The following is a 26787-nucleotide window of genomic DNA, read 5'->3' as shown; positions in this document are numbered from 1 at the left end:
CAGGCGTTCTTATCTCTGAATTTTGTCGGCAACCGCTTAAGCCGGTTCAAGCGCCATGACAAGGCTTGCGTTCTGTCCGCCGAAGCCGAAGGAATTCGACAGCACGGCCGAAACCTGCTGATCGCGCTTCTTGTTCGGCACGACATCGAGAACGATGGCCGGATCAGGATTGTTGTAGTTGATTGTCGGCGGCAGCGTACCCGTCAGCATCGTCTGGAACGAGAAGACAGCTTCGACGGCACCGGCAGCCGTCAGCGTATGGCCGATCATCGACTTGTTTGACGATAGCGGGATGGAGGCCATGCGTTCGCCGAAGACGGCGAGCATCGAGCCATATTCCATCTTGTCGTTCTCCGGCGTCGAAGTGCCGTGGGCATTGATATAGCCGATGCCGCCTTCATCCAGGCCAGCGTCTGCGAGTGCTGCACGGATCGTCGCAATCGCCGGGCCGCCGTCGGGCGAGGAGCGGGTGCGGTGGAAGCTGTCGGCCTTCTCGCCGGCGCCCTTCATGATGCCGAGGATCTTGGCGCCGCGGGCGATCGCCGATTCCAGCGATTCCAGCACCAGCGTTGCAGCGCCTTCGGCGATGACGAAGCCGTCGCGATCCTTGCTGAACGGCTTGGAGGCCTTGGTCGGCGGATCGTTCTGGGTTGAAAGAGCAGACAGAAGCGAAAAGCGGATCAGCGCTTCGGCGCTCAGCGAACCATCGGTCGCAACCGCGAGCGCCCGGTCCGTCCGGCCCTGGCGGATCGCCTCGATGCCGAGCTGAATGGCGGTGGCACCCGAAGCACAGGCCGTCGACAGCGTCACCGGCAGGCCGCGCGTGCCGAAGCGGTCGGAAAGGCGCTCCGAGATCGCACCGAAAAGTGCTGCCTCATGGAAGGCCGCATCCGGCCGCTGACGCATCGCCGTCAAAAACCGGTCATAGGCGTCGCCCGGATGATCGGAAGGCGGCGAACGGTCGGCGAGTTCGAAACGGGCACTCCATTCCGGCTCGATCGGTGGCGCTGCCAGAAACAGTGGACCATTGAAATCGCCTGAGATATCGGCATCGGCAAGCGCTTCGATCGTCGTCTCGCGGGCAAACGCATAGGAGCGCTCGACGGCGTTCGGCACGGGAATGTCGATGAAATCGACGGTACCGGCGATCCGCGTCGACAGGCCATCGGTCGGAAAGCGCGTGATGTCGTGGATACCCGACGTACCCGATGTCAGCGCCGCCCAGTTATCCTTCAGACCCTGGCCGAGCGAGGTGATGATGCCCATGCCGGTCACGGCGACGATCGGGCGGCCGAGATGATCCTTGTAAGCCTTGTCTGTCATTTGATCACTCCTCACGCTTCCGCGGAAAGAACGGCGACGCCCTCGCCGCGCTGGTGGCCGACTGTGGTGACGACGGCGGCATCGGCCGCAGCAATCATTGCTTTCTCATGAGCCGGATCGAAGGCCGGAACCTTGGCTTTCGCATCGACGGCAAGGGCTGCGAAGGCGAGACCCAGCGTAAACTGCGCTTCGAGCGCATGGCCCGAAATACCGCCGAAACCGCGGATGGCAGCGCCCGGCAGCGTGTGCTCCAGCACGGCCTTTTCCCGCTCGGCCAAATCATGCATGCCGGTCGAACCGGAAAAGATTGCCGTGCTCTCGGGCGCCAGCTTCGCAGCGGGTTCCAGCAGGCGCTCAAGGCGCTTTTCGAAATTCCCGGCATTGCGGTTGCCGCGGTCGCCTTCGATGGAGGTGATCGTAGCATAGATATGCGCGCCGCGAGCTTCCGCATGCTGGCGCGATTCCAGCACGAGAAACGCACCGGCGGATCCGGTTATCATTCCGCCGCCGTCCTTGTCCTTGCGCGACCAGAGCGGAGCCCACTCGCCGCGCGTATGCGCGCCGATTGCTTCAGTGAGCAGGATCATGTCCTGGCGTTCGGCAGCGAAAGCGCCGCCGACGAGCGCATGCGAGGATTCACCCGACTTGATGCGGTAGAAGGCAGTCTCGACAGCCGAGATACCGGCCGCCTCTTCGCCCATGAAGGTGCGCGAGGAACCGGTGACCTTGTGAACGATGGAGATATTGCCGGCCAGCAGATTGGACAGCTGCGCCAGAAACAGCGTCGGGCGAAGCTCGGTGGTCAGCTTCTCGTTCAGCAGCACTTCGCGGTCATTGCGCTTCAGGCCTTCATCGACGATCAGCGTATCGACATTGATGTCGCGCTCACCACCACCGGCCGCAACGATCATGTCCATCGTACCGCAGGCTTCGGCATCATCCTTGAAGCCTGCATCGTCGAGCGCCAGACCGGCGGCAAAGACGCCGATGCGCTGCCAGTTCTCCATCTGACGCTGGTCGCCACGCTTGGCGATCTGCTGCGACCAGTCGATCTCGGGTAGCGGATGCACCGGATATGGCTTGAACTTATCGGTCTCGACGATCGCCTTCGGCGCCTCGCCTGCCGTCAGCAGCGCCAGATGCGCGTCCTTGCCGACGCCCTGACAGGTGACGATGCCGATGCCGGAGATAACGACGTCATTCGCAGACTTGCCCATCACTTCACTCCCTGCGCCGCGATCGCGTCCATCAGGCCGACTTCGCTTGCGCGCTTCTTGACGATATCGCCGAGCGGAACTTCGCTGAACGGCATGGTGCGCAGCTTCAGCTGCGCGTCGCAGACCTTCTTGCCGCCACTGGTGATCTTGGCCTTGGTAACCGCGAAGCCCGAACCGTCATGTTCGAGAAAGGCTTCGATGTCGAGCACGGCTTCGGGCTCGACGAAGGTGCGCATCTTGGCGCCATCGACCGACATCAGGAACGGCATGGCGGCGAAATCGGTCGCGGCGAGCACCAGCATGCCCGAGGCCTGCGCCATGGTTTCGATCAGAAGCACGCCCGGAACGAGCGGCATGCCTGGAAAATGCCCCTCGAAGACAGGGCTCTTGGCGGGCACTACGGAACGCGCCTTGAGCACGCCCTTTTCAAGATCGACCGTCTCGATGCGGTCGATCATCTGGAAATATTCCAGTAGCATCGGATCCTCCGGCCCGGCAGATCAGAAGCGCCGGTTACGCCTAGTTAGGAACAAAACCGCCCGGCCGCTACGGTTTGCAGAGGCAGGGCGGATAAAAAAGATGGCGGTGTCGCTCAGGCCTTGGCGGCGCGCAGCTCGTCGATCTTGGCACAGAGGTTCTTGAGCACGAAGTATTCTTCGGTCGTCACCTTGCCTTCGTTGACCTCCTGCGTCCACTTCTCGAGCGGGATCTTGATGCCGAATTCCTTGTCGATCGCGAAGACGATATCCAGGAAGTCGAGGCTGTCGATACCGAGGTCGTCGATCGTATGGCTTTCCGGCGTGATCGTTTCGCGATCGATTTCGCTGGTTTCAGCAATGATGTCGGCAACTTTATCGAATGTAGCGGTCACGCGCTTACCTCTTTGAATAACGGATTTATCCCCCTCATAGGCAAATCCATTTCAAAAGCCAATGCTTTCGAGCGCGCTGCCCTCAAAATTGGGTGGGAACTGTTGCCGAAACAGCAATGCGCAAAAGGCCCGGAAATATGATCTCCGGGCCGTATATGCGATTGGAAAGCCGGTCAGCGGGTGATGACGACCCGGGTATTGGCAAGCCCCACCTGCTTTGCCATCGAGAAGAATTGCGCGGCATTGTTGGGATGAAGGCGCACGCAGCCATGCGACGCAGGCATTCCGAGCCGCTTGAGGTCATATGTGGCGTGAACCGCATAGCCACCGTTGAAGAACACGGCGTAGGGCATCGGCGCATTGTCATATTTGCGCGAGCGGTGATTGAGCGACAGCCACTTGGCGCTCCACGAGCCCGTCGGCGTCACATAGCCGCGCCGTGCAGTCGATACCTTCCAGCGGTATTTGACGAAACCGTTCTCCGTCACCGTCATCGTCTGCGCGTCGAGACTGACCCGGGCGACGAGATTGGCCGCGCTGGCGGCAACCGGAGAAAACTGCAGCAACAGACAAGCGGCAGCCGCCGCCAGAAACGTCTTCATGACTATCCCTCTTCACCGGAACGTTTGTCCGGCATCACGAAGAGCAGTCTACGAATAGACTGATTATTTTGCTTTAAAGCGCTTGGTAATCAGAAAGATAACGGAAGGCGGAAAGATCTTTACTTTGCCGATCGCCAGCAATGCTGTCAAAGCAGGAAAAGGAACGCCACGAAGACGGAAATCGAGAGAATCATGCAGGCTCCGTTGAAGACGAGAACGCCGTCTTCGACATCCTTGACTGTCGCTGTGTCGCGTCCGGCGCCGTTGATCATCGGTTCGCTGACGACGATACCGGAATAAACGCGCGGACCGGCCAGCTGAACGTCGAGCGCGCCCGCCATTGCTGCCTCCGGACGGCCGGAATTCGGCGAACGGTGCAACCCGCCGTCACGGATCGCCACCTGAACCGCCTCGCGGCAGGCGCGCGCGCCACGGCGCAGCCAGGCGCCCGCAGCGATGAGCAGGATCGACAGCCTTGCCGCCGGCCAGTTGGCGATATCGTCAAGACGGGCCGACGCCCAGCCGAAGTCGATATAACGATCCGACTTGTGGCCGATCATCGAGTCGGCGGTATTGAGCATCTTGTAGATGAGGAGGCCCGGGAGACCGAGCACCGCATACCAGAGTGCCGGTGCGACCACGCCATCGGAAAAGTTTTCCGCCAGGCTCTCGATCGCCGCGCGGCAGATTCCGGGCTCGTCGAGAGTTTCGGGATCACGGCCGACGATGCGCGAGACCGCTCTGCGCCCACCGGCAATTCCTTCCGCCCGAAGCGCGTCCGCGACATCGGAAACGTGATCCGCCAGGCTCTTCTGCGCCATGAAGATGGCAACGCAGACGACTTCGAGGACGATGCCGATCATCCCGAACAGCTCGAAGAACCAGTGCAGGAGCAGCCCGGCAACGGCGCTACCGAACAGCATAGCGGCAATAGACGCCGTTCCGTTCAGTCGCCGCTCGGGCCGGGTCAGCGTCTCGCTGTTATAGGTGCGGTCGAAATAGGAGATCGCCTTGCCGAACAAGACGACCGGATGCGGAACGCGCGACCAGAGCCAGTCGGGATCGCCGGCGATCCGGTCGAGAAGCAGGGCCAGCAGAAGAACCAGAAGATGTTCGTCGATCGTCATGCGTCAAAACTCTCAAGCGCAGCTGCAAGTCTTTGGTCAGCCAGACTGTCCGACCCCAGTCCGAAGCGCAACCAACTGGGCGCGTAGTCGAACCTGCGGACCAGAATGTGATGCCGGCAGAGATGCGTATAGAGGGCTGCCGCACGTTTGTCTTCGACCAGCGTGAACAAGGCTGCGTTACCGGCAATCGTCAGACCGGCGCCCTGAAGAACGGCGTTCAGCGCCGCACTGCGCTCGGCGATCGCGGCAGCAATAGGCGCCGGATCGGCGCGCAGCAGCGATGCGGCCAACGAGAGCGCCGGGCCGGAAACCGCCCAAGGGCCAAGCCAATCCTCGAAGCCGGCCCGAATATCGTCGCGCGCGATCACGAAGCCGAGGCGCAGGCCCGCCAGCCCGAAGAATTTTCCGAAGGAACGGAAGATGATGAGGTTCGAAAGCCCGTCCGCCAGCGTCACCAGGCTCGCTTCAGGATCAGCATCGCCGAAGGCCTCATCAACCACGAGATACCCGCCCCTCGCCTTCAGAACACTATGGACGGCGATCAGCCGGTCGCGATCATGCAGCCTGGCGTCCGGATTGTTCGGATTGACGGCGACGACCAGCCGATGCCCCTCGCCGATCTCTGCAAGCCCGGCGATCTGGTCGACCCGGCACCCGGCATTGGCGAAGGCTTTCTCGTATTCGCCGTAGGTCGGAGAAACGATCGCCACGCGGCTCTCGCGCTCGAGCAGCCGCGGCAGGAGCTGGATGACGGATTGGGTGCCCGGAACCGGCAGTGGCGACAGCCCCCGGCTTCGATAATAATCCCGCGCCGCTTCCACGGCCGATTGCACCACATGCCTGTCGGGCAGGCGGTGCCAGACGGCAGGCGGGATCATCGGAAGCGGAACCGGACAAGGGTTGATGCCCGTCGACAGATCCAGCCAGTCCTCCGGCTGCCCGCCGAATTCGGCAGCAGCGGCGGTGATGCCGCCGCCATGCACGATCGGACCGCTCATGCCGGCTCCCCGGCAAGATCGATCATATGCATGTAGGAGCCTGCGACCTGGCCACGGCGAAGCCCGGCCTGGCCAAGATCGGCGCCAAGCGCATCGGTGACATCGAACAGCCGCTCGCCCTCGCCCTCCGAAACCACATTGGAATAGTGAAACTCATGACCCGTCATCGGCTGCTCGAAAAAAGCTTTGTCGACGGGACGGACACGCCGGTAGCCGAGGTGGCGGCTGCGCTGCTCGTAGCTCGTCACCAAGGGCAGCAATCCGAGCATCTCGTGGCGGATGCCGCCGGCAGCGATCAGCCCCTCACCGAGCGTCATGTAGCCCCCGCATTCGCCATATATCCGCGTCCCGCGGCTTGCCGCATCCAGCATCCCGCGCCGGAAGTTCGCGGCTGCGGCGATCTCCCCGGCATGCAGCTCGGGATAACCGCCCGGCAGGTAGATCGCATCGGCATCATCGGCGGGTGCCTCATCGGCGAGCGGCGAAAAAAACGAAATCTCCGCGCCGCGGCGGCGCCAGCCGAGCAGCATGTGTTCGTAGCAAAAGGCAAAGGCGATATCGCGGGCGACGGCGATCTTGCGTCCCAACGGCGGCAGACGGCGAATGTTGGCGGTCGAGGCGACGTTCAGCCCCTGACGGGCGATCCGCAGCAGGAACTCAAAATTGCACTCATCCGAGACCGCTTCGGCCGCATGATCGATAAAGGCTTCCAGACTTGCATGCTCACCGGCCTGCACCAGCCCCAGATGGCGCTCGGGCAATGCCAGCGTCTTGTCGCTGCGAATGACGGCGACCACAGGCATGCGAATGGCATCCAGCGCCTGACGCAACATCATCTCATGCCGCTCGCTGCCGACCTTATTGAGAATGACACCGGCAATGCGGACATCCGCGCGGAAACTCGCAAAACCGCTGACCAGAGGCGCAACCGACTGCGACATGCGCGAGGCATCGACGACGAGAATGACCGACAGTCCAAGCATGGCCGCGAGATCGGCAGCCGTTCCCTTGCCGTCGGCCGCGCCATCGAACAGCCCCATCATCGCTTCGATGACGAGAATACGGTCGCCCTGCCGGTGGATGGCGGCATTGGCCGAGATCAGCTCGCGGCGCATCGCCCAAGGGTCGAAATTGAGACACGGCGCGCCGCTGGCCGCCGCATGAAAGGCCGGATCGATATAATCAGGGCCCGCCTTGCCGGGCGCCACCGCCACGCCGCGATTTCTCAAGGCGCGCAGGAGCCCGAGGGTCACCGTCGTCTTTCCGGAGCCCGAGGAAGGTGCAGCGATCAGCAAGCCGCTCATGCCGTCTCCTTTCCGCCCTGCCTGAAAGGATCGGGCTGCAGGCGGCGTCCAGCCAACGCGCCCAGCCAATCGAGCGAAGACCGCAGCCGCACCACCTCACCGACAACCACGATCGCCGGCGGCTCCAGCCCAGAGGCTTCGACCGCTGCGACAGCTTCACCGAGCGTCGTTTCCAGCACCTGTTGACCGCTGGTGGCTGCATTGCAGACGAAGGCCACAGGCTCATCGGCGCGGCGCCCGGCCGCTATCAGGGACGCGCTGATCTGTGCGATATGCTTCATCGCCATATACATGACAATCACAGGCGAGCCGCGGCCGATCGCATCCCAGTTGATCGCGTCCGGAACGATACCCGAAGAATCATGCCCCGTCAGGAATGTGACCGCGTGATTGATATCCCGATGGGTCACCGGAATGCCGGCATAGGCAAGTCCGCCGATCCCCGCGGTAATGCCGGGTACGATGCGGAACGGGACGTTATGCTCGACCAGCGTCAGCGCCTCTTCGCCGCCGCGTCCGAAGACGAAGGGATCGCCGCCCTTCAGCCGCAGCACCCGTTTGCCGGAGCGCGCCAGTTCGACGAGACGCAGCGAAATGTCTCGCTGCTTAGCTGACGGCTTGCCGCCGCGCTTTCCGGCATATTCGAGAGCGGCATCCGGCCGCGCCAGCCTCAGACATTCCTCATTGACCAGCGCGTCGTGAACGACGACGTCGGCCTCCGAAAGCCCTTTCGCCGCAAGCAGCGTCAGCAGCCCGGGATCGCCGGGACCGGCGCCGACGAGCCAGACGGTTCCCGGCTCCAATACCGGCAAATGGGCGAATGCATTCTCGATCATAAGGGTGGTCTATGCCCGCCGCTTGGCGAGGTCAACGGCGGCGAAACGCCGGCAATTACCGATTGCCGTTTCACCGCCGATTCAATTGACGAACAACCGGACTCACAATCTGAGGAAATGGCCGGATCGAATTGATAGGACTCAGCAAAGTTGAACCGGGCGGGAGCCGCCCGGTCCCAGGCTGCATCAGGCTCGAAGAAGCGTATCCCGGATCAGATCGACGACCTTGTCCGACTGGATGCCGGTGCAGACGATCTGGCTCGGCAGATTGTCCCAGTCGCCCGGCGGGAAGCGGCGTCCGTCCGGCTTGACGATCGTCTGGCCGTCGGCAATGCCGCCGCAAACGACGCGCACCGCACCCGTCACTGTCGTGAACAACTCCGGCGCCACGACATAAACCGCGGCGCAGCTGTCATGCACCATCATGCCGTCTTCGACCGCATGCTTGTAGAAATCGATATAGAACTGCGAGAGGTCGTTCAGCAGCTTCACCGCCGCATCGCCCTTCTCGGCGGCAGCCTTCAGATAGCTGCGGCTCATCGTCGTGATCGCCGTGACGTCGAGCCCGATGACCGCGACCTTCCATGGCGCCGTCATCACCACATCGGCGGCTTCCGGATCGCCATGGATATTGGCTTCGGCGACCGGCGAGACATTGCCCGGCACATAGAAATTGCCGCCCATGATGACCACCTGCTTCACCAGCTTGGCGATCTCAGGATCTTCTTTCAAAGCCAGTGCCAGGTTGGTCATGCGGCCGACGGCAACCAGCGTCACCTCGCCGGGATTGGCCCGCACCGTCTCGATGATGAAGCGATGCGCCGGACGCGGATCGGTGGGAAGGTCGATCACCTCGGGGACGCCGATATTGCCGAGACCATCATCGCCATGCACGAAGGTCGGCCAGCCGATTTCCTTGCGCGATGGATCGAAGGTGACGTTCGCGCCCTTGGCGACGGGTGCCGAGATGTTCCATTCGCGTTTCAGGAACAATGCGTTGCGCGTCGTCGTCTCGATCGAGGCATTGCCGAAGATCGTGGTGATGCCGATCAGATCGATGTCGGGGTGGCGGTGCAGGAAGAGGAGCGCCATGGCATCATCGACGCCCGGGTCCGTGTCATAAATGACCTTGTGCATGAAATATCCTTCTCATTCTCGTCGCAGAAATCCGGGGATCTCCGCGAGGTGGCCGACACCATAGCGCCGGCTATTCTTTCTGCAACAGGATGCGCGCGATGGCGGCCGTCGCATGGGCAGATTTGATTTTCGGCACCAGCAACTCTGCCGCCGCTCCCGCAGCAGCCAGCGCCGCCGACTCGGCAACACCATGGCAGCCGACAAGCCTAAAGACTGCGGCCGAAGGGTTCTTGAGACGCGGCGTCTCCTGCTCCAGGCGCGCGGCAGCAAAGAAGACCGGCGTGATTTGAAATTCCTGCGACAGCGTCAGGATTGCAGGCTCCCCCGAACGGCTGCCGATCGAGGCAATGGCCGCAAGCTCGCCCGGTCCGATCCCGGCAAGCTCCATGGCTCGCTTCGCCAGTGTCCGCACCTCCTCCACCGGCGTTCCCCGCTCGCAGCCAAGGCCGAGCACGTATGATTTCGATTTGTCGGTGGCGAAGGACGGCATTGCATGAACCTGAAAGGGCAGACTGTGTCTCCGCAGCCATTGCAGGCGAGTGCGGGAAATGCAACATGGCGCCGCTTTCTCCCGCCTGCCCACAGAGTCCCGCCGTGTCCGATATTGCCCCTCATCTCCTCGCCCTTCTCTGCCTCGCCGCCTTCTGCGCAGGCTTCGTCGATTCGATCGCCGGTGGCGGTGGACTGATCACCGTGCCCGTCATGCTGATATCAGGCATTCCGCCGCTGCAGACGCTGGGGACCAACAAGGTGCAGTCGATGTTCGGCGCCGCCTCGGCCACGCTTGCCTATTCGCGCAAGGGCCATGTGAACCTGCGCGAGCAGCTGCCGATGGCGATGATGGCCGTGATGGGCGGCGCGCTTGGCGCGGCGCTGGCAACGATCGTGCCCGGCGACGTGCTGCGCGCCCTGATGCCGGTTCTGCTGGTCGCGATCGCCCTCTATTTCGCCTTCAAGCCCAATCTCAACGACCTCGACACCCACCGCCGCATCACGCCCTTCGCCTTCGGCATGAGTTTCGTGCCGCTGATCGGCTTTTACGACGGCGTCTTCGGCCCCGGCACCGGCTCTTTCTTCATGCTCTCCTTCGTCACCCTTGCCGGTTTCGGCATGCTGAAGGCGACGGCGCATACCAAGCTTCTGAACCTCGGCTCGAATATCGGCGCCCTCATCGTCTTCGCCTCCTTCTGCGCGACGCTCTGGACGATCGGGCTGATGATGGGTGTCTGCCAGTTCCTCGGCGCGCAGGTCGGCTCTCGCCTTGCCATGCGCACGGGCGCGAAGCTGATCAAGCCGCTGCTGGTCGTCGTCTGCATCGCCTTCGCAATCAAGCTGATCGCCGACCCCGCCAATCCGCTGCGCGTCTGGCTGGGCGTCTAGCCCGGCGCCTTACCGAACTTGATCGAGTCTATCTTCGTCAGCTTCGTCCTCGCCGAAACACCGGGCGCATTGGCAAAATGCCAGGTGACATATTGCTCGGCATAGGGATCGGTGGACGACATGCCATCCACGGGCAGTACCACGTCCATGCCCTTCAGTGCCGCATAAGCAGCCGTATTCAGTACCGCTCCCTCCGAAGCCGTGCCTGTGACGATGACGGTCTTGATATGCCGGTCGGTGAGGATCTTTTCGAGATCGGTATTGATGAACTTGTTGGCGCCCGACTTCACGATGGGATCGCCATCCTTGGGCGCCAGCACCGTTGCGATATCCTCAGGCGCCGCATTCGAGGTAATGCTATAGACGACCGGCGTCCCGCTATCACGCGCCTCCTTCATCAGCTTCGCCACATGGGGCAGTTCGGCAATGCAGCGCGGCTTGACCTTGGTATTGCACGGCCCCTTGTCCGGATTCTGCGCCCCGTTGAAATCGAGCAGCAGCAGCGCCGTCGTCGAGGGATCGACGGTGACATCACCGAGCTTCGGCGCCGGCGGAGCCTTGATCTTCTTCCACTCGTCGACAACGGTTGCCGCATGCGCGGAAGACCAGCCGAGCGCGGATGCCAGAAGCGCCAGTTGCGCCACCCGTGCCGCATATGCCGAAAGCGATGTCATCAGGCTGTCCTCCATCTTCGAAATCGATCGCCAAGCCTTCCGGCGGATGACGGCACTGTCAAATCACCAAGCCGCGAGCCTGATTACCTCTCGCGTAATTGATGAGCGAACGGCCATTGCCGATGATCGCAATGCCTGGACGAACCGGGCGATCAAAGGAGACATGACATGACCGACGCGAGCAACACCGCCGAACGCTACATCGCCATCTGGAACGAGGAGGATGCAGACCGCCGCCGCGCGCTGATCGCCGAAAGCTGGGCCGAAAACGCCACCTATATCGACCCCCTGATGCGCGGCGAAGGTCACGAGCAGATCAACGCGCTGGTGGAAGCCGTACAGACCCGCTTCCCTGGTTTCCGCTTCAATCTGATCGGTTCCGCCGATGGCCACGGCGACAATCTGCGCTTCTCCTGGGGTCTCGGCCCGGACGGCAGCGAGGCGATTATCAAGGGAACGGACTTCGCCCTGCTTGAAGGCGGACGCCTGAAGGCCGTACACGGTTTCCTCGACCTCGTTCCGGAAGCCTGACGATGATGACCTCAGCCCGCTCCCTCGGTGACCACCTCCGCGACTGGCGCAAGCTTCGCCGCATGAGCCAGCTCGATCTCGCCCTCGAAGCGGAGATTTCGCAGAGGCACCTGAGCTTCATCGAGAGCGGGCGCTCGACACCGAGCCGCGACATGTTGCTGCATCTGGCAGAACGGCTCGGCGTTCCCCTTCGGGAACGCAATCCGATGCTGCTCGCAGCCGGCTACGCCCCGCTCTTTGCCGAGCGCTCATTGGACGATCCGGCCCTGAAACCGGCAAGACTGGCTGTCGATATGGTCCTGAAAGCGCAGGAGCCCTTTCCGGCCCTCGCGATCGACAGGCACTGGACGCTGCTTGCCGCCAATGCGGCAATCGCACCGCTGCTTGCGGATGTCACTGAGAAAAGCCTGCTCGAAGGCCCTGTCAACGTCCTGCGCCTCAGCCTGCATCCCGGAGGATTGGCACCTCATATCGTCAATCTCGCCGAATGGCGCGCGCACCTTCTGGAGCGGCTTCGCCAGCAGATCGACAACTCGGGCGATCCGATCCTCGGCGCACTTCTCAGGGAATTGCAGGAGCTGTCTCCTGGCGGCAACCCGGCGGATGAGACAAAGCACGATCACGCAGGGATCGCCGTGCCACTACGGCTGCGCACTTCTGCAGGCACGCTATCGCTGATCTCGACCACCACGGTGTTCGGCACGCCTGTCGATGTCACGCTCTCCGAGCTGGCAATCGAATCCTTTTTCCCCGCCGACGAGGAAACGGCCGCAATCCTGCGAAAGCTGGCGATCGGCTAGAACAGCGCCAGCAGCAGCGCCCCGCCCGCAATCATCACCACGCCGAGCCAGTTCACCAGCCCGAGCTTTTCGCCGAGGAAGACGACGCCGAAGACGGCGACGAGCACGATCGACAGCTTGTCGATCGGTGCCACGCGCGCCGCATCGCCGAGTTTCAACGCCCGGAAATAGGCGAGCCAGGACGCTCCCGTCGCAGCGCCCGAGAGCGCCAGAAACAGCCACGTCTTGCCGGATATGCTGGAAAGCGGCTGCCACTGGCCGGTGGCGGTGACGATACCGGCCAGAATCGCGATGATGACGACGGTGCGGATCAGCGTCGCCAGATCCGAATTGACGCCAGCCACCCCGATCTTCGCAAAGATCGCCGTCAGCGCCGCAAAGGCTGCCGACAGAAACGCCCAGAATATCCAGCTTTGCGCCATCAGAACTCCACGCCCGGCTGCCCCTTGATGCCGGAGCGGAACGGATGCTTGATCAGCTCCATCTCGGTTACGAGATCGGCTATTTCGATCAGCTCGTCCTTGGCATTGCGGCCGGTCAGCACGACGTGAGTCATATAAGGTTTTTCGGCCTTCAGGAATGCGACAACGTCGTTGATGTCGAGATAATCGTAGCGCAGCGCGATGTTGATCTCGTCGAGCAGCACCATGGAATTGCGCTCGTCGCGGATCAGTTCCTTGGCCTTTTCCCAGGCGGCGGAAGCCGCCGCCACGTCGCGGGCGCGGTCCTGCGTCTCCCAGGTAAAGCCCTCGCCCATCGTGTAGAACTGGCAGATATCGGAAAAATGCTTCTCGATCAGATCACGCTCGCCGGTCCACATGGCGCCCTTGATGAACTGGACGACGGCCGACGGCTTGCCATGGGCGATATGGCGGAAGATCATGCCGAAGGCGGAGGACGACTTGCCCTTGCCCTTGCCGGTGTGAACGATGATCAGGCCCTTCTCGTCCGTCTTGGTGGCCATGATCTTGCCGCGCGCGGCCTTCTTCTTCGCCATCTTTTCGTTGTGGCGCGCATCGTCCTTTTCGGCGGTGTCTACTGGTTCTTCGCTCATTGTCTTTCCTGATGAAATGTCATGCTGTCTGTTTATGGTATGATGGCGCCAGATCGAAGCGCGCCGAATTGCTGCGTGGCGTCCAGAGATGCCGGTCGATCGCCTCCATCAGCCGCTCCTTCATCTCTTCGAGAGCGGCCGGGTTCTTCTCCGCCATGAAATCACGCACCTTGGGATCGGCGACGAAGGCCTGGTAGACGGCTTCGAAATGATGGTTGCCGACGGCTCCCGTCGTTGCCGCAAAGGCAAAGAGATAATCGACCGTGGCGGCGATCTCAAAGGCACCCTTGTATCCATGGCGCATCACGCCATCGATCCATTTCGGATTGACGACGCGCCCGCGCACCACACGGCCGATCTCTTCCTCCAGCGAACGGATCACCGGCTTTTCCGGCCGCGAATGGTCGTTGTGATAGATGGAAGGACGCACACCGCCGACATGCTCCGCTGCCGCCGCCATTCCGCCCTCGAACTGATAGTAATCGTCGCTGTCGAGCAGATCGTGCTCGCGGTTGTCCTGGTTTTGCACCACCGCCTGGATGGAGCGCAGCCGCTCCTCTAAGATGCCGCGCTCGGCCCGGCCTTCCTCGGCCGCGCCATAGGCATAGCTGCCCCAGACGAGATAGGCCTCCGCCAGATCAGCGCGACGTTCCCAGCCCTTCTCGTCGATCAGCGCCTGCAGCCCCGCGCCGTAAGCGCCCGGCTTTGAGCCGAAGATGCGATATCCGGCGCGTTTGGCCGCCGACGCTTCATCCAGGCCGGACGCCGCAAGCCGCGCCGCCTCGCCGCGCATCCGCTCGGCAATCGGATTATCCGCCGCATCCTCATCCAGAGCGCCGACGGCGCGGATCGCCTTGTCGAACAGCGCGATCTGCTCCGGAAAGGCATCGCGGAAGAAGCCCGAAATCCGGAGCGTCACATCGACCCGTGGACGTCTGAGCATTGCAGGCGTAATGATTTCATAGCCGGTGACGCGGCGCGAGGTCATGTCCCAGACCGGCTTGACGCCGATCAGCGCCAGCGCCTGGGCGATATCATCGCCGCCGGTGCGCATGTTGGACGTGCCCCAGGCCGTCAGCCCGAAGGACACCGGCCACTCGCCGTGATCCTGCACATAGCGGCGGACAAGCAGCTCCGCCGATTTCTTGCCGAGTTCATAGGCTGCTGGCGTCGGCACCGCGCGGCTGTCGACGGAATAGAAGTTCCGCCCCGTCGGCAGCACATCAGGCCGCCCGCGCGTCGGAGCGCCGGAGGGGCCGGGAGCGACGAAACGGCCGTCGAGGCCGGTGAGTAGCGCCGAAATCTCGGCGGCTCCGCAGGCGAGGATCGAGGGTTTCAGGCGGGATTCGATCTCTGTGAGGACGGATTTGGTCTGGGGCCAGCCAGCCGGGCATTCGGTTTCGGCGGAGACGAGCTTGGCGGCCAGCAGTTCGATGCGTTCGACGGTGTCACCATTGGTACGCCAGGGGGCGTCGAGGATGTCGGCCAGGATGGCAGGGCGTGAGCCGGTCCACGGCGCGGCCATGTTGCAGTCGAGGGGATCGAATTTGGCGCTTGTATGCGGGGTACCCCCCTCTGCCTTGCCAGGCATCTCCCCCTCAAGGGGGGAGATCGACTCGTGGTTGGCCTCTCGCAAAACAGTTGAGGTGGAAGCGAGCGGTTCCGCCCAGCCCATCTCCCCCCTTGAGGGGGAGATGTCCGGCAGGACAGAGAGGGGTACTGCACCCGCCAACGCTGCATCGAGCGCAATCGCCCGCTGCAAACTCTGATCCCCGCCCTCGCCCAATCCCCGCGGCACCCGCGCCAGCGCCACGGTCAGATCCGTCAGCAACCGCCCCGCGGGCGATCTGCCGAACACATGCAGCCCATCGCGGATCTGCATTTCCTTGAGATCGCAGAGATAGGCGTCAAGCTTCCTCAGCGCCTCGTCCTCGGTCTCGCCCTTGGCAATCCCGGCATCGCTGTCGAGGCCGATATCGGCGACGAGATCGAGGATCTGCTTCGACAGCAGCCGGATACGGCGCGGATCGCTGCCGGATGCCTCGTAATATTCGTCGACCAGCGCTTCCAGATCCTTCAGCGGACCATAGCTTTCGGCGCGCGTCAGCGGCGGCGTCAGGTGATCGATGATGACCGCAGCCGTCCGGCGTTTGGCCTGCGTGCCCTCGCCGGGGTCGTTGACGATGAAGGGATAGAGATGCGGCAGCGGCCCGAGGATCGCCTCCGGATAACACTCCTCCGACAGCGCCAGCGCCTTGCCCGGCAGCCATTCGAGATTGCCGTGCTTACCCATGTGAACAACCGCATCGGCGCCGAATTCCTGGCGCAGGAAAGCATAGAAGGCGACATACCCGTGCGGCGGCACGAGATCGGGCGAATGATAGCTTTCCTTCGGATCGATATTGTAGCCGCGGGCTGGCTGGATACCCGCCAGCACATTGCCGAACCGCGTGAACGGCAGAGCGAAGTGACCATCCACAACGTAGGGATCACCCTCCGGCACGCCCCAGCGCGCCGCCATCTCGTCTTGAATCTTTTTCGGAAGAGACGCGAAGAACGCCTTGTATCGCCTCATGGAAAGCGTTTCGCGGATCACCTTTCCGTCACGCCCGGAATTCGTCGGCCCCTCCGAGAGATGGCGGATCAGCGCATCGCCATCATCAGGGAAATCCGTGACACCATAGCCCGCCCCGCGCATCGCCTTCAGCACCTCGACGGTACCCGCAGGCGTATCGAGGCCGACGCCGTTGCCGAGGCGCCCGTCACGGTTCGGATAGTTGGCGAGCACCAGCGCCACGCGCCGCGCCGCAGCCGGCTTGCGCCGCAGCCGCGCCCAGCCAGCGGCGAGCTTGGCCGTGTAGCGCATCCGCCCTTCATCAGGCTGGCTGGTAACGATATTCGCTTCGACAGCCGCGTCATAACGCGCTGCCGACTTGAACGAGACGGCACGCGCCAGAACCCGTCCATCGACTTCGGGCAGCGCCACGTTCATACCAAGATCGCGCGCCGACAGCCCCTGCGATGACCCGGCCCACGCCTCAAGTGATGAAGCCGACAGGATTGCCTGCAGCACGACGGAGCCGCTTTTTTCCAGCACGGTCGGTTCACGCTGAGCACCCGGCGCGGACACAGCAAAGCCCGTCGTGTTGACCACGACATCGGGAGGCGCCTGATCAAAAATGCTGTCGATGATGCCCTTGGAGACCGGGTCTTTCAGGCTGTAGGCAAAGACCGGCAAGGGCCGGAGACCTTCCGCCGCCAGGGCCTCGATCATCGCCTCGACCGGTGCGGTCTCGCCGCTCTGGACCAGGGCTCGGTAGAAGCTGATGGCGGCGATGGGTTCGGACCCCAGCTCCTCCGTCGCAGCAAGTTCGCCCCCCTCTGTCCTGCCGGACATCTCCCCCGCAGGTGGGGAGATTGGCTGGGCGCGCCCGCTCATTCCAGCCTCAATTGCCTGGGGAAACGCCAACCACGAGTCGATCTCCCCCCCTGAGGGGGAGATGTCCGGCAGGACAGAGGGGGGTGCCACGTTCAGCAGCATCGCCGCAGACAACACTCTCCACTCCTCAACCCCAACGACTCCCCGCCCCGGCCACCAGATCCCGGCCTTCATCAGCGGCGCAGCCGCACCGGGCTTCTCACCACCCGACAGCATCGCCGCCGCATAATCCAGCAGCCGCCGCGAATTCTCGTCGCCGCCCTCGATCAGGTAAGCCCACAGCGCATTGAGATCATCGAGCGCCACATTGGAAAACGGCGTCAGCCCCGCATCCGGCTTGGAATCGCCGGGCAGAACGGCAATCCGCGCGCCATGCAGGGCCGCACAGGCATGCAAAGCCTCCAGCGCATAGTGAAAATAACTGGCACCGCCGAGCGCGCGGACAATGATGAGTTTCGCATGCCGCGCGGTGCGCTCGACATAGGCATCGACCGACATCGGATGCTTGAGGCTCATCAGGCTGGCAAGCCGAAGCGTCAACGGCGAGCCGCCGCCCTGTCCGTGGGCGGCGGCGATGGCCGCAAGCTCCGTATCCGCCGCAGACAGGAACAGGATATCGCCCGGCGACTGGCCAAGATCGATGGCCTCGTCACCGTCGCTAATCGTTCCTTTCTGGGCGAGAAGCAGATGCATGGATCAGACGAGCGCCTCGATGGCCTTGCGCACGGCCGCCTCGTCCATGTCATGCAGGCCGATGACGACGAGACGCGTGCCGCGGGTCTCGCCCGACGCCCAGGCGCGGTCGAAATACTGGTCGATACGGCTGCCGACAGCCTGGATCTGCAGGCGCATCGGCTTGCCCTCAACAGCAGCAAAGCCCTTCAGGCGGAGCACGTCATGCTCTGCAATCACGCCCTTCAGCTTCTCGATGAAACCGGCCGGATCGACGATCGCGCCGAGCTCGACGACGAAGCTGTCGAACTCGTCGTGGTCATGCGGCGTGCCGTCCTCATGCTCCAGCTCGTGATGGGACTTGCGATTGACGATATCTTCCTCGGTGCCGACGCCGAGGCCGAGCAAGACGCTGGCCGGAACTTCGCCGTTCTTCGCCTCGATCAGCGCCGGCTTGCGCGAAATGCGCGACGCCACTTCGTCACGGACGCGGATAATGCCTGCGGCATCGAGCAGATCCGTCTTGTTGAGCACGATCAGATCGGCGCACGTCAGCTGATCCTCGAACAGCTCTTCGATCGGGCTCTCATGATCGAGCGACTCGTCTTCGGCGCGGCGCGCATCGACGGCATCGTGGTCGTCGGCGAAACGTCCGGCGGCAACGGCGGCGCTATCGACGACGGTGATCACGCCATCGACGGTGACTTCGCTACGGATATCGGGCCAGTTGAAGGCGGCGACCAGCGGCTGCGGCAGCGCTAGGCCCGAGGTCTCGATGACGATATGATCGGGGCGCTGCTCGCGCTCGAGCAGCTTGGTCATCGTCGGAATGAAATCGTCGGCAACGGTGCAGCAGATGCAGCCATTCGTCAGTTCGATGATGTCGTCCTCGGTGCAGTTCTCGGCGCCGCAGCCCTTCAACACGTCGCCATCGACGCCGAGGTCGCCGAATTCGTTGATGATCAGCGCGATCTTCTTGCCGCCGGTATTGGAAAGCAGGTTGCGGATCATCGTCGTCTTTCCGGCACCGAGAAAGCCGGTGATCACGGTTGCGGGGATCTTCTGGTTCATAAATTTCAACCCTTCATTTTCAGCGGCAGCCCGGCCGCGATAAAATACACGTCCGCGGCGGAGGCCGCGATCATCTGGTGCAGCCGCCCGGCATGATCACGGAAATCCCGCGCCATCCGGTTCTCGGGCACGATCCCGAGGCCGACTTCATTGGAAACAAACACGAGCCGAGCCCTGGCCTTCGGCAGCCAGGCGGCAAGGGCCGCAGATTCCGCCGCCATATCCCGCTCGCCCATCATCAGATTGGTGACCCAGAGCGTCAGGCAATCCACAAGGATCGCCCGCCCTTCGCCGTCGACGGCCGACAGGCATTCGACAAGCTGCAGCGGCTCCTCATGCGTCGTCCAGGATGGCCCGCGATCGTCCCTGTGAGCGGCAATCCGCGCCCGCATCTCGTCATCCCAGGCCCGCCCGGTAGCGACGTAGTGGCGCTCGAGGCCGCTATCGGCGATCAGCTGTTCGGCGAAACGGGACTTGCCGGAACGGGCACCGCCAAGGATGAAGGTGGTGCTGGAAGGAGAGCCGCTCATGCGCAAAGGCCTGCGGCGAAACGTATGCGCTCTCCCCGCACTCCCTCATTCCTGTGCTCGTCACAGGAATCCAGCCACGGCACGTCGGCGCCGTGAATGAAACCTAACAGCAAGGAAATGAGTCTTCTGTGCCCAAGGACTTGGGCACGCTGGATTCCTGTGACAGGCACAGGAATGAGGGAGCGCCTGGGGGCCGCCCGACGTGACGGCATGCAAATTCGCGTTTCAGCCACGACAACCTCCGTGCTGGCAGCGGACAGGATTGCCCTTGGGTGGGCTCTTCGCCCGGCACGGTTGGCAGGTCTCCTGGCTCGCGGTTTGAGGCCCCGACAGGGATGGCGCAAGGCCATCCCTGATCGTGCCAGCGGATCTTCCTCGCCTTCCCGGCTGCATTCTCGTGAAAAGGCGGACGATTCGTAGAAATGGAGGCGTCCAGCCCCTGCTGATCACGATGCATTCCAGTGGCTTTTCCGGTGTCCTTGAGCCACCGCCCTGCCGCGGAATGCGGCGATCAGGCAATGGTGCCGGTGCACCGGATGGAAGACCCTGACCGCTCTACAGTCGCGGGGTCGGCTGTGATGAAGACGCCCGGTTTGGGTCCGCCCCGTCACATTCCCTTTTCATCCAGGGCGGCAATCACCGCTCCGGAACCATCCGTTATTGATTTCATCGTTAGGCGCGCGGCAGTGCGAAGTCAATCGAGCCCGGCGCGATGAAAAATGCCGCACCTTAACACGACTGAGTCTACCAAACAGATAGTCTATTAAATTCATTAACTTAAGACGCGATTTCGCTTGCCGTCGCCTCGCTTTTGCTGCAATTGCTCGCGAAATCATGCGGCGCACAAAGCGCGCTTCCTTGATCCTGCTCCCCGTCGCCTAGTTCTGTCATCATGCTCACGAAAACCGATATCGGCCGCCTGACGCGGCGCCATCTCAAATTCGATTTGGCGCGGCTGCGCGCGCTGGCGCGCCAGAACGAAATGGGCATGGTTTTCGCCGGTGGCGCGGTCGGCGTCATCTCCGGCTGCGCGGTCACCGGCATGAGCCTGATCTCCCGCGAGATGCACAGCCTGATCTTCGGCATCAGCGATGTCGATCGTCTGAGCTCCTCCGATATCAGCAACAAGCTGCTGCTGCTCTTGGCACCGGTCTGCGGCGGCATGCTTCTCGGCCTGCTGCTCTTCATCCTTAGCAGGACGCGCAAGAAGCCGATGGTCGACCCGATCGAGGCCAATGCACTGCATGGCGGCCGCCTGTCGCTGACCGACAGCATCATCGTCGCCATCCAGAACCTGATCTCCAACGGCTTTGGCGCGTCCGTGGGCCTCGAGGCCGGCTATACACAGCTGGCGGCGGGCCTGGCCTCGAAGCTCGGCCTGAAGCTGCAGCTGCGCCGCGCCGATCTGCGCGTCCTCCTCGGCTGCGGTGCGGCAGGCGCTATCGCCGCAGCCTTCAATGCCCCGCTAACCGGCGCCTTCTACGCGTTCGAGCTGATTATCGGCACCTACACCATCGTCTCGCTGACACCCGTTGTCGTCTCCGCCCTGCTCTCGACGCTGGTGGCGCGGCTGCTCGCAGGCAACGATTTCACCATCGACGTAGGCAGATTCGGCACTGTGGTGCCGGCCGATTATGTGCCGGCCATTCTGCTTGGCGCCTGCTGCGCCGGTGCCGGCATCCTGATCATGCAGGGCGTTTCCTTTGTTGAGGAACTGGCCCGCAAGAGTTCCGTGCCGACACCGGTACGCCCGGCGCTCGGCGGCATCGTTGTCGGCCTGCTGGCCACCATCTCTCCACAGGTGTTGTCGGCTGGGCATGGCGCCTTGCATCTCAACCTGGCGCATCAGGTGGCAATCCCGACGCTCGTCGGCATCCTGCTGTTGAAGTCGCTTGCATCTGCAGTGTCGATCGGCTCCGGCTTCAGGGGCGGCCTGTTCTTTGCATCGCTGTTCATGGGCGCGCTTCTCGGCAAGCTCTTTGCCTATTCCGCGCCGTTCTTTGCGCATGCCTCGCTGACACCCGAGGTCTACGCCGTCGTCGGCATGAGTTCACTCGCCGTCGCCATCATCGGCGGACCGCTGACGATGACCTTTCTGGCGCTCGAAATCACCGGCGACTTCCCGATCACCGTATTGGTGCTCGCCGCGGTCATCACGTCGTCGCTGGTCGTGCGCACCACCTTCGGCTACTCCTTCGCCACCTGGCGTTTTCACCTGCGCGGTGAAAGCATCCGTAGCGCCCACGATGTCGGCTGGATCCGCAATCTGACGGTCGATAAGCTGATGCGCGCCGACGTCAAGACCGCCAATGCCGCAACCACTGTCGAAGAGTTCAAGAAGGCCTTTCCGGCCGGCGCCACGCAACGCGTCATCCTTGTCGATGACACAGGCAAATATGCCGGTCTGGTGCTGGTGCCGGAAATCCACGCCAACCCGATCGCCACCGACGACGAGGGCAAGGGGCTGGAGAGCTTCGTGCGCTACAAGAACGATTTCCTGCAGCCGCAGATGAATGCCAAGCAGGCAGCGGCCATCTTCGACAAGAGCGAAAGCGAAGCGCTCGCCGTGCTCAACAATCTGATCGAGCGCAAGGTCGTCGGCCAGCTCAGCGAAAGCCACACGCTGCGCCGCTACAGCGAAGAGCTCGACCGGCGGCGCCGCGAAATCTCCGGCGAAATCTAGCCAAGCAGCCGGTTCAGCCAGTCGCCGTCGAGATGCGCCTCCAGTTCGTCCGCAACGGCATCCAGCGCCCGGTCGACGCTCTCCGCGTAATTGCGCCTTTCGCCCTGAAGGCCGAAACTCTGCAGCAACCGGCTGCGATAGGGATCGCTGGAAAACAGGCCGTGCAGATAGGTGCCGACGATACGTCCATCCGCAGATACGGCACCATCCGCGGCACCGTCCACCACGGCCGACGGCCGGCTGCAATCCGGCCCCTCGGTCACGCCGAGATGGATCTGATAGCCTGACAGCGGCGTACCATATTCGGCAGAAACAGCATGGCTGTTGCGAACGGTCTTCTCCGGCGCCATGACGGTTTCGACGTCGAGCAGCCCGAGCCCGTCAACCTCCGCCGTTCCGCCCTCGATGCCGAGCGGATCGTGCACCTTGCGGCCGAGCATCTGATAACCGCCGCAAATGCCGATCACCCGGCCGCCGCGCCGGACATGGGCGGCCAGATCACGATCCCATCCCTCGGCGCGAAAATCGGCAAGGTCGCTGATCGTCGATTTGGAGCCCGGCAGCACGACGAGCGCGGCGTCTTCGGGAAGACGCTCCCCGGCACGCACGAACACCAGCTCGACGTCGTCTTCGGGTCTCAGCGGGTCGAGATCGTCGAAATTGGCAATCCGCGGCAGAACGGGGACGGCGATCTTCAATGCGGCCCCGCTTCCCCGCGCCAGCTTTTCAAGAACGACTGAATCCTCCGCAGGCAGCCCGCCTGCCGCCTTCAGCCACGGCACGACGCCGAAGCACGGCCAGCCGGTATAACGGCCGATCGCGGCAATCCCCTCGTCGAAAAGCGAGACGTCGCCGCGGAACTTGTTGATGATATAGCCGGAGATCATCGCCCGATCGGTGTCGTCGAGGATCGCATGTGTCCCGACAAGCGAGGCGATGACGCCGCCGCGATCGATATCGCCGACCAGTACGACCGGCACGCCGGCCCTTGTCGCAAAGCCCATATTGGCGATATCGCCCGGGCGCAGGTTGATCTCCGCCGGCGATCCCGCGCCTTCGACGATCACCAGATCGGCGCCCTCGGAAACCGTGGCGAAGCTCGACAGCACGAATTCCAGTAGTTGCGGCTTCAGACGCTGATAGTCACGCCCCTTCGCCTGCCCCCAGACCTTGCCCTGGACGATGATCTGGCTGCCGTTCTCCGATTGCGGCTTCAAAAGCACCGGGTTCATATGAACAGATGACGGCGTGCGCGCAGCCAGCGACTGCAGCCACTGCGCCCGGCCGATCTCGCCGCCATCGTCGGCAACGGCTGCGTTGTTGGACATGTTCTGCGGCTTGAAGGGCCGCACCGTCAGTCCGCGATTGGCCGCCAGCCGGCAGAGCCCGGCGACGAGCACCGTCTTGCCGACATCCGATCCTGTTCCCTGCAGCATGATGGCTCTGGTCATGTGACGAGGCCTACAACGCGTTGCCTCGCGCGGTCAACGGCAGGGCCAAAAACACGAAAACCGCGCAGGCAGTAAGCCGCGCGGTTTGCCGTAAACTCTGGCGTATTCGCCCATACACGGCGAAACTCGTCTTCTCCGGGACGCAAAACCTGATCCGGAGAACCGGCGGTTTGTCCCCCGCCGTGGCTACACTGATAACGCGACATCCTTACCGGAGAGTTATTGAGGCCTTAAGCAAACATGAATTTTGACCTTTTTTTGAACTTTTGTTGGCAGCGGCGTGTGCGCCGCATCATTGAAGCGCCCAATCACAGGCGGCAGCAGTCGCTAATATTAGCTGTTGTAAATCAATGTTTTAGGCCAAAAAAGTTCAACTGCGGAAAGTTGACCGCAACCTTTTCTGCGCTAGCATCTGTAAATTTAAAAATCCTGAGTGGAAATAAGGATGTGCAGATGAAGACCGCAGGAAAAATGCTGTTATTCGCCGCCCTTGTCTGCGCGTTTGCGACCTCGGCCGCGGCATCCGGCTGCGGAAACGTCTCGATTGCCGAGATGAAGTGGGGCTCGGCCGCCATCGCAGCGAATTTTGACAGGATCATTCTCGAAGCCGGCTATGGCTGTGACGTCAAGATCGTCCCCGGCGACACCATGCCGACCTTCGCCTCGATGAACGGAAAATCGACGCCGGACGTCGCGCCGGAACTCTGGGTCAAGGGTGTTCAGACCGAACTGGACGATGCCATCACCGCCGGCCGCCTTGTCGAAGGCGCGGAGATCCTTTCTGAGGGTGCAGTCGAAGGTCTTTGGATCCCCAAATTCGTCGCCGACGCCAACCCATCCATCAAGACGCTGGAAGACGCCCTCGCCCGCCCGGATCTCTTTCCGGGCGACGGATCGACGGACAAGGCTGCGATATTCAATTGTCCAACCGGCTGGGCCTGCAAGATCTCGACGCAGAACATCTACAATGCCTTCCATGCAGAAGAGAAAGGCTTTGACCTCATAGGAGCTGAAACGCCGCGGGCGCTCGATGCATCGATTGCCGATGCCTTTGCCGACAAACGCGGCTGGCTCGGTTATTACTGGGCGCCGACTGCGGTCGCCGGAAAATACGAGATGGTGCGGCTGGCGATGGGTGTCCCCTTCGACCAGGCAGAGTGGGACAACTGCACCTCCGTCCCCGGATGCGCCAAGCCCGAGCGCAACGCTTATCCGACATCCCAGGCGTTCACCGTCACCACAAGGTTATTCGCAGACCGCGCCGGTCCGGCGATGGATTATCTTCGCAAGCGCAGATGGGACAACGGCACGATCAACGACGTGCTGGCATGGCAGGATGAAAACGGTGAAAGCAGCCGCAACGCCGCCATCTATTTTCTGCAGAATTACCCGGAGCTCTGGACCCTCTGGGTGCCCGAAGAAGTGGCGGCCCGGGTGAAGCGAGCGCTTTAGCAAGCTTCGCGAAGGCCAGCGCCGTCATGATATGCCTTCGACAACGAAAACGCAGCCAGGCTGCGCCCATTGATATTGCAGGTGCTTGAAATGACCCCCGCCGCTTCTTTTCCCGATCGCGACACCGTTGCCAAGAAATTTGCCGGAAGCAGCGATGCCGACAAGTCCTATCTCCAGCTCCTGATGGAGAATGCGGCGCAGGACGACAATCTGGTCGACGGCCTGCACCGCTATCTCGATCAATCGGCCGAGAGCCGGTTTCTCAATTCGCTGAAGCTTGAGACGACGGGGAAATGGATCGGCTCGGCCGCTCCGGACCGCCTTCAAGTCCGCCTGATGGAAGCCGCCAAGTCCAGCCAGCATCCGGCCTATGAGGCTTTCCGCACGGGATTGGTGCGCTCCGGCGGCCTTGAAAGGGCCTATCCGGCAGCCAAGATCTGATTAGCGGCGTGCGGCCCGGTCGACAGAGCGGCCGGCATCCTGCGTCGCATTGACGGCATTGGCCGTATCGCGGCCGACGCCGCGGATCGTGTTACCGCAGGACGAAAGAGCAAGCAGGAGCATGAGGGCAGCGCCGATTTTGGCTGTGGTCGTCATCGTGGAATTCCTTTGAAAATATGACCTCTCCGAAGCGGCGAACGCCGCTCCGGCCGATAAACGCATCAAAGCCAAAAAGGTTCACGCCAGAATGGTTTAGGCAGCCGCGGCCTTCGCTTTTTCAGCAAAGGCAAAGCGGATGCTGTCGGCAACCGCCTGCATCGGCCCAGAGAGCTGCGACGCCGTTAGAAGGCGAATCTCGAAGGAGGCGAGCTCCGGCAGGCCCTCCTGCGCGCCGAGGATCACCATATCGTCGCTGACATAGGAGCGCGGTAGCGGCGCAATCGCCAGATCGGAAACCACAGCCGCCCTCTGCGCCATCGTATGGCCGCTGAGATAGGCCACGCGATAGGGCCGCTTGTTGCGCTCAAGCTGCGATAGCGCTTCCTGGCGCCATATGCAGCCCTCTTCCCAGATCGAGATCGGCAGCGGTTCCTTGCGATGCGCAGTGCCGCACTTGGCGCCGGCCCAGACAAGCTTCTCGCGGTAGACGATCTCGCCGCCGGTCGGGAACGGCCTGGTGGCGAAATTGACGAGCGCCAGATCGAGGCGCTGCTCTTCCATCCGCTTCTTCAGCCCGATGCTCATGTCGATGGTCACATCGACCATGATGCCGGGATAGCTTTCGGCGAAGCTCTTGAGAATGCTCGGCAGCAGCCGTTCGCCGATATCTTCGGGCGCGCCGAGGCGCACCACGCCGCTGAGCTCGGGCATGATGAAGCGCGAAACCGCTTCGTTCGAGAGCGCCAGGATATTGCGCGCATAGGTGAGCAACAGCTCGCCATGCTGCGTCAGCGTCACCGAGCGGGCGTCGCGCAGGAACAATGTCGCGCCGAGCTGTTCTTCGAGCTTCTTGATCTGCATGGAAACAGCCGAAGGCGTTCTGAACACCGCTTCGGCGGCCGTCGAAAAATTGCCGGTTTCCGCGATCGCCACGAAAGTGCGCAGAACATCATTATCGAGAAGCGGGATTGGCCTGCGAAAGGGCATCGTCATCGGCGCATCTTTCAATTTTTCTGATCTTAAGCACCATATCAT

Annotated in this window: 26 protein-coding genes and 1 riboswitch; of the genes, 6 read left to right on the top strand and 20 right to left on the bottom strand. The window is 62.6% G+C overall.

All coding sequences use genetic code 11. The features are described from left to right. Positions 1-36: 36 nt before the first annotated feature. From AB4Z25_RS02790 to AB4Z25_RS02740, 11 genes are all read right to left on the bottom strand, one after another. Positions 37-1323 carry a beta-ketoacyl-ACP synthase gene (locus AB4Z25_RS02790; RefSeq protein WP_112515999.1) on the bottom strand — a complete coding sequence of 429 codons (1287 nt, stop codon included), beginning with the start codon at positions 1321-1323 and terminating at the stop codon, positions 37-39. An 11-nt stretch (positions 1324-1334) separates the two neighbouring features. Then, entirely contained in the window at positions 1335-2540 is a 1206-nt protein-coding gene (locus AB4Z25_RS02785) for a beta-ketoacyl-ACP synthase (protein WP_442207844.1), read from the bottom strand. Next, entirely contained in the window at positions 2540-3019 is a 480-nt protein-coding gene (locus tag AB4Z25_RS02780; protein WP_112387113.1) for a 3-hydroxyacyl-ACP dehydratase FabZ family protein, read from the bottom strand. The genes AB4Z25_RS02785 and AB4Z25_RS02780 overlap by 1 nt, the downstream gene beginning before the upstream one ends. Positions 3020-3132: 113 nt before the next feature. Further along, the gene (locus AB4Z25_RS02775; protein ID WP_112387112.1) at positions 3133-3411 is read right to left on the bottom strand and encodes an acyl carrier protein; all 279 of its coding nucleotides are present in this window, start codon (positions 3409-3411) and stop codon (positions 3133-3135) included. A 173-nt stretch (positions 3412-3584) separates the two neighbouring features. Then, positions 3585-4013, bottom strand: coding sequence for a L,D-transpeptidase (locus AB4Z25_RS02770; protein WP_112387111.1), 429 nt, complete (start codon positions 4011-4013; stop codon positions 3585-3587). A gap of 146 nt (positions 4014-4159) precedes the next feature. Then, positions 4160-5140 carry an adenosylcobinamide-phosphate synthase CbiB gene (cbiB, locus tag AB4Z25_RS02765; RefSeq protein WP_112537661.1) on the bottom strand — a complete coding sequence of 327 codons (981 nt, stop codon included), beginning with the start codon at positions 5138-5140 and terminating at the stop codon, positions 4160-4162. Beyond that, positions 5137-6138: a threonine-phosphate decarboxylase CobD gene (gene cobD, locus AB4Z25_RS02760; protein WP_112537662.1), complete on the bottom strand. Its 1002-nt coding sequence runs from the start codon at positions 6136-6138 to the stop codon at positions 5137-5139. The genes cbiB and cobD overlap by 4 nt, the downstream gene beginning before the upstream one ends. Then, positions 6135-7442 carry a cobyrinate a,c-diamide synthase gene (locus tag AB4Z25_RS02755; protein WP_112537663.1) on the bottom strand — a complete coding sequence of 436 codons (1308 nt, stop codon included), beginning with the start codon at positions 7440-7442 and terminating at the stop codon, positions 6135-6137. The genes cobD and AB4Z25_RS02755 overlap by 4 nt, the downstream gene beginning before the upstream one ends. Further along, positions 7439-8278 (bottom strand): uroporphyrinogen-III C-methyltransferase, encoded by an 840-nt coding sequence (gene cobA / locus AB4Z25_RS02750; protein WP_112537664.1) that lies wholly within the window; start codon positions 8276-8278, stop codon positions 7439-7441. The genes AB4Z25_RS02755 and cobA overlap by 4 nt, the downstream gene beginning before the upstream one ends. A 186-nt stretch (positions 8279-8464) precedes the next feature. Further along, a complete protein-coding gene (locus AB4Z25_RS02745) occupies positions 8465-9415 on the bottom strand; it encodes a nucleoside hydrolase (RefSeq protein ID WP_112537665.1) in 951 nt (316 codons plus the stop codon). Positions 9416-9485: 70 nt separating this feature from the next. Continuing rightward, a complete protein-coding gene (locus AB4Z25_RS02740) occupies positions 9486-9905 on the bottom strand; it encodes a cobalamin biosynthesis protein (protein ID WP_112537666.1) in 420 nt (139 codons plus the stop codon). A gap of 104 nt (positions 9906-10009) precedes the next feature. Between AB4Z25_RS02740 and AB4Z25_RS02735 the strand changes: the two genes are divergently transcribed. Continuing rightward, entirely contained in the window at positions 10010-10795 is a 786-nt protein-coding gene (locus AB4Z25_RS02735) for a TSUP family transporter (RefSeq protein ID WP_112537992.1), read from the top strand. Here AB4Z25_RS02735 and AB4Z25_RS02730 read toward each other — a convergent pair. After that, positions 10792-11469, bottom strand: a complete 678-nt coding sequence (locus AB4Z25_RS02730) for an isochorismatase family protein (protein ID WP_112537993.1) — start codon at positions 11467-11469, stop codon at positions 10792-10794. The genes AB4Z25_RS02735 and AB4Z25_RS02730 overlap by 4 nt on opposite strands. A 168-nt stretch (positions 11470-11637) precedes the next feature. Between AB4Z25_RS02730 and AB4Z25_RS02725 the strand changes: the two genes are divergently transcribed. Next, positions 11638-12000 (top strand): nuclear transport factor 2 family protein, encoded by a 363-nt coding sequence (locus AB4Z25_RS02725; protein WP_112537667.1) that lies wholly within the window; start codon positions 11638-11640, stop codon positions 11998-12000. A 2-nt stretch (positions 12001-12002) separates the two neighbouring features. Next, a complete protein-coding gene (locus AB4Z25_RS02720; protein WP_112537668.1) occupies positions 12003-12800 on the top strand; it encodes a helix-turn-helix transcriptional regulator in 798 nt (265 codons plus the stop codon). On the opposite strand, the gene AB4Z25_RS02715 is transcribed toward AB4Z25_RS02720, so the two are convergent. The 5 genes from AB4Z25_RS02715 to cobU are packed head-to-tail and all read right to left on the bottom strand — an operon-like array spanning position 12797 to position 19566. After that, on the bottom strand, positions 12797-13222 hold the full coding sequence (locus AB4Z25_RS02715) for an EamA family transporter (protein WP_112387101.1): 426 nt from the start codon (positions 13220-13222) through the stop codon (positions 12797-12799). The genes AB4Z25_RS02720 and AB4Z25_RS02715 overlap by 4 nt on opposite strands. Next, a complete protein-coding gene (gene cobO / locus AB4Z25_RS02710) occupies positions 13222-13854 on the bottom strand; it encodes a cob(I)yrinic acid a,c-diamide adenosyltransferase (protein ID WP_112537670.1) in 633 nt (210 codons plus the stop codon). The genes AB4Z25_RS02715 and cobO overlap by 1 nt, the downstream gene beginning before the upstream one ends. Before the next feature lie 19 nt (positions 13855-13873). Further along, the gene (gene cobN / locus AB4Z25_RS02705; RefSeq protein ID WP_442207843.1) at positions 13874-17986 is read right to left on the bottom strand and encodes a cobaltochelatase subunit CobN; all 4113 of its coding nucleotides are present in this window, start codon (positions 17984-17986) and stop codon (positions 13874-13876) included. Positions 17987-17989: 3 nt separating this feature from the next. Further along, the gene (gene cobW / locus AB4Z25_RS02700; RefSeq protein ID WP_112537672.1) at positions 17990-19036 is read right to left on the bottom strand and encodes a cobalamin biosynthesis protein CobW; all 1047 of its coding nucleotides are present in this window, start codon (positions 19034-19036) and stop codon (positions 17990-17992) included. A 5-nt stretch (positions 19037-19041) separates the two neighbouring features. Beyond that, on the bottom strand, positions 19042-19566 hold the full coding sequence (gene cobU, locus AB4Z25_RS02695; RefSeq protein ID WP_112537673.1) for a bifunctional adenosylcobinamide kinase/adenosylcobinamide-phosphate guanylyltransferase: 525 nt from the start codon (positions 19564-19566) through the stop codon (positions 19042-19044). Between the two features lie 279 nt (positions 19567-19845). Next, positions 19846-20236, bottom strand: a riboswitch (cobalamin riboswitch). Positions 20237-20458: 222 nt separating this feature from the next. Between cobU and AB4Z25_RS02690 the strand changes: the two genes are divergently transcribed. Further along, positions 20459-22249: a chloride channel protein gene (locus AB4Z25_RS02690; protein WP_112515983.1), complete on the top strand. Its 1791-nt coding sequence runs from the start codon at positions 20459-20461 to the stop codon at positions 22247-22249. Here AB4Z25_RS02690 and AB4Z25_RS02685 read toward each other — a convergent pair. After that, positions 22246-23700 (bottom strand): cobyric acid synthase, encoded by a 1455-nt coding sequence (locus tag AB4Z25_RS02685; protein ID WP_112537674.1) that lies wholly within the window; start codon positions 23698-23700, stop codon positions 22246-22248. The two genes, AB4Z25_RS02690 and AB4Z25_RS02685, sit on opposite strands and share 4 nt — an antisense overlap. A gap of 453 nt (positions 23701-24153) precedes the next feature. Here AB4Z25_RS02685 and AB4Z25_RS02680 point away from each other — a divergent pair, with 453 nt between their 5' ends. Then, a complete protein-coding gene (locus AB4Z25_RS02680; RefSeq protein ID WP_112537675.1) occupies positions 24154-25152 on the top strand; it encodes a glycine betaine ABC transporter substrate-binding protein in 999 nt (332 codons plus the stop codon). A 90-nt stretch (positions 25153-25242) separates the two neighbouring features. After that, positions 25243-25593 (top strand): hypothetical protein, encoded by a 351-nt coding sequence (locus AB4Z25_RS02675; protein ID WP_112537676.1) that lies wholly within the window; start codon positions 25243-25245, stop codon positions 25591-25593. Here the strand turns inward: AB4Z25_RS02675 and AB4Z25_RS02670 are convergent, their stop codons facing one another. Next, a complete protein-coding gene (locus AB4Z25_RS02670) occupies positions 25594-25749 on the bottom strand; it encodes an entericidin A/B family lipoprotein (protein ID WP_112387092.1) in 156 nt (51 codons plus the stop codon). It lies immediately after the preceding gene. Between the two features lie 96 nt (positions 25750-25845). Continuing rightward, on the bottom strand, positions 25846-26787 hold the full coding sequence (locus AB4Z25_RS02665) for a LysR family transcriptional regulator (RefSeq protein WP_310294781.1): 942 nt from the start codon (positions 26785-26787) through the stop codon (positions 25846-25848).

This window comes from Rhizobium sp. RAF36 (genome assembly GCF_052114105.1).
Lineage (GTDB): Bacteria > Pseudomonadota > Alphaproteobacteria > Rhizobiales > Rhizobiaceae > Rhizobium.
Note: the sequence above shows the minus strand (reverse complement) of the source record. Positions and strands in the feature narration are given on the sequence as shown.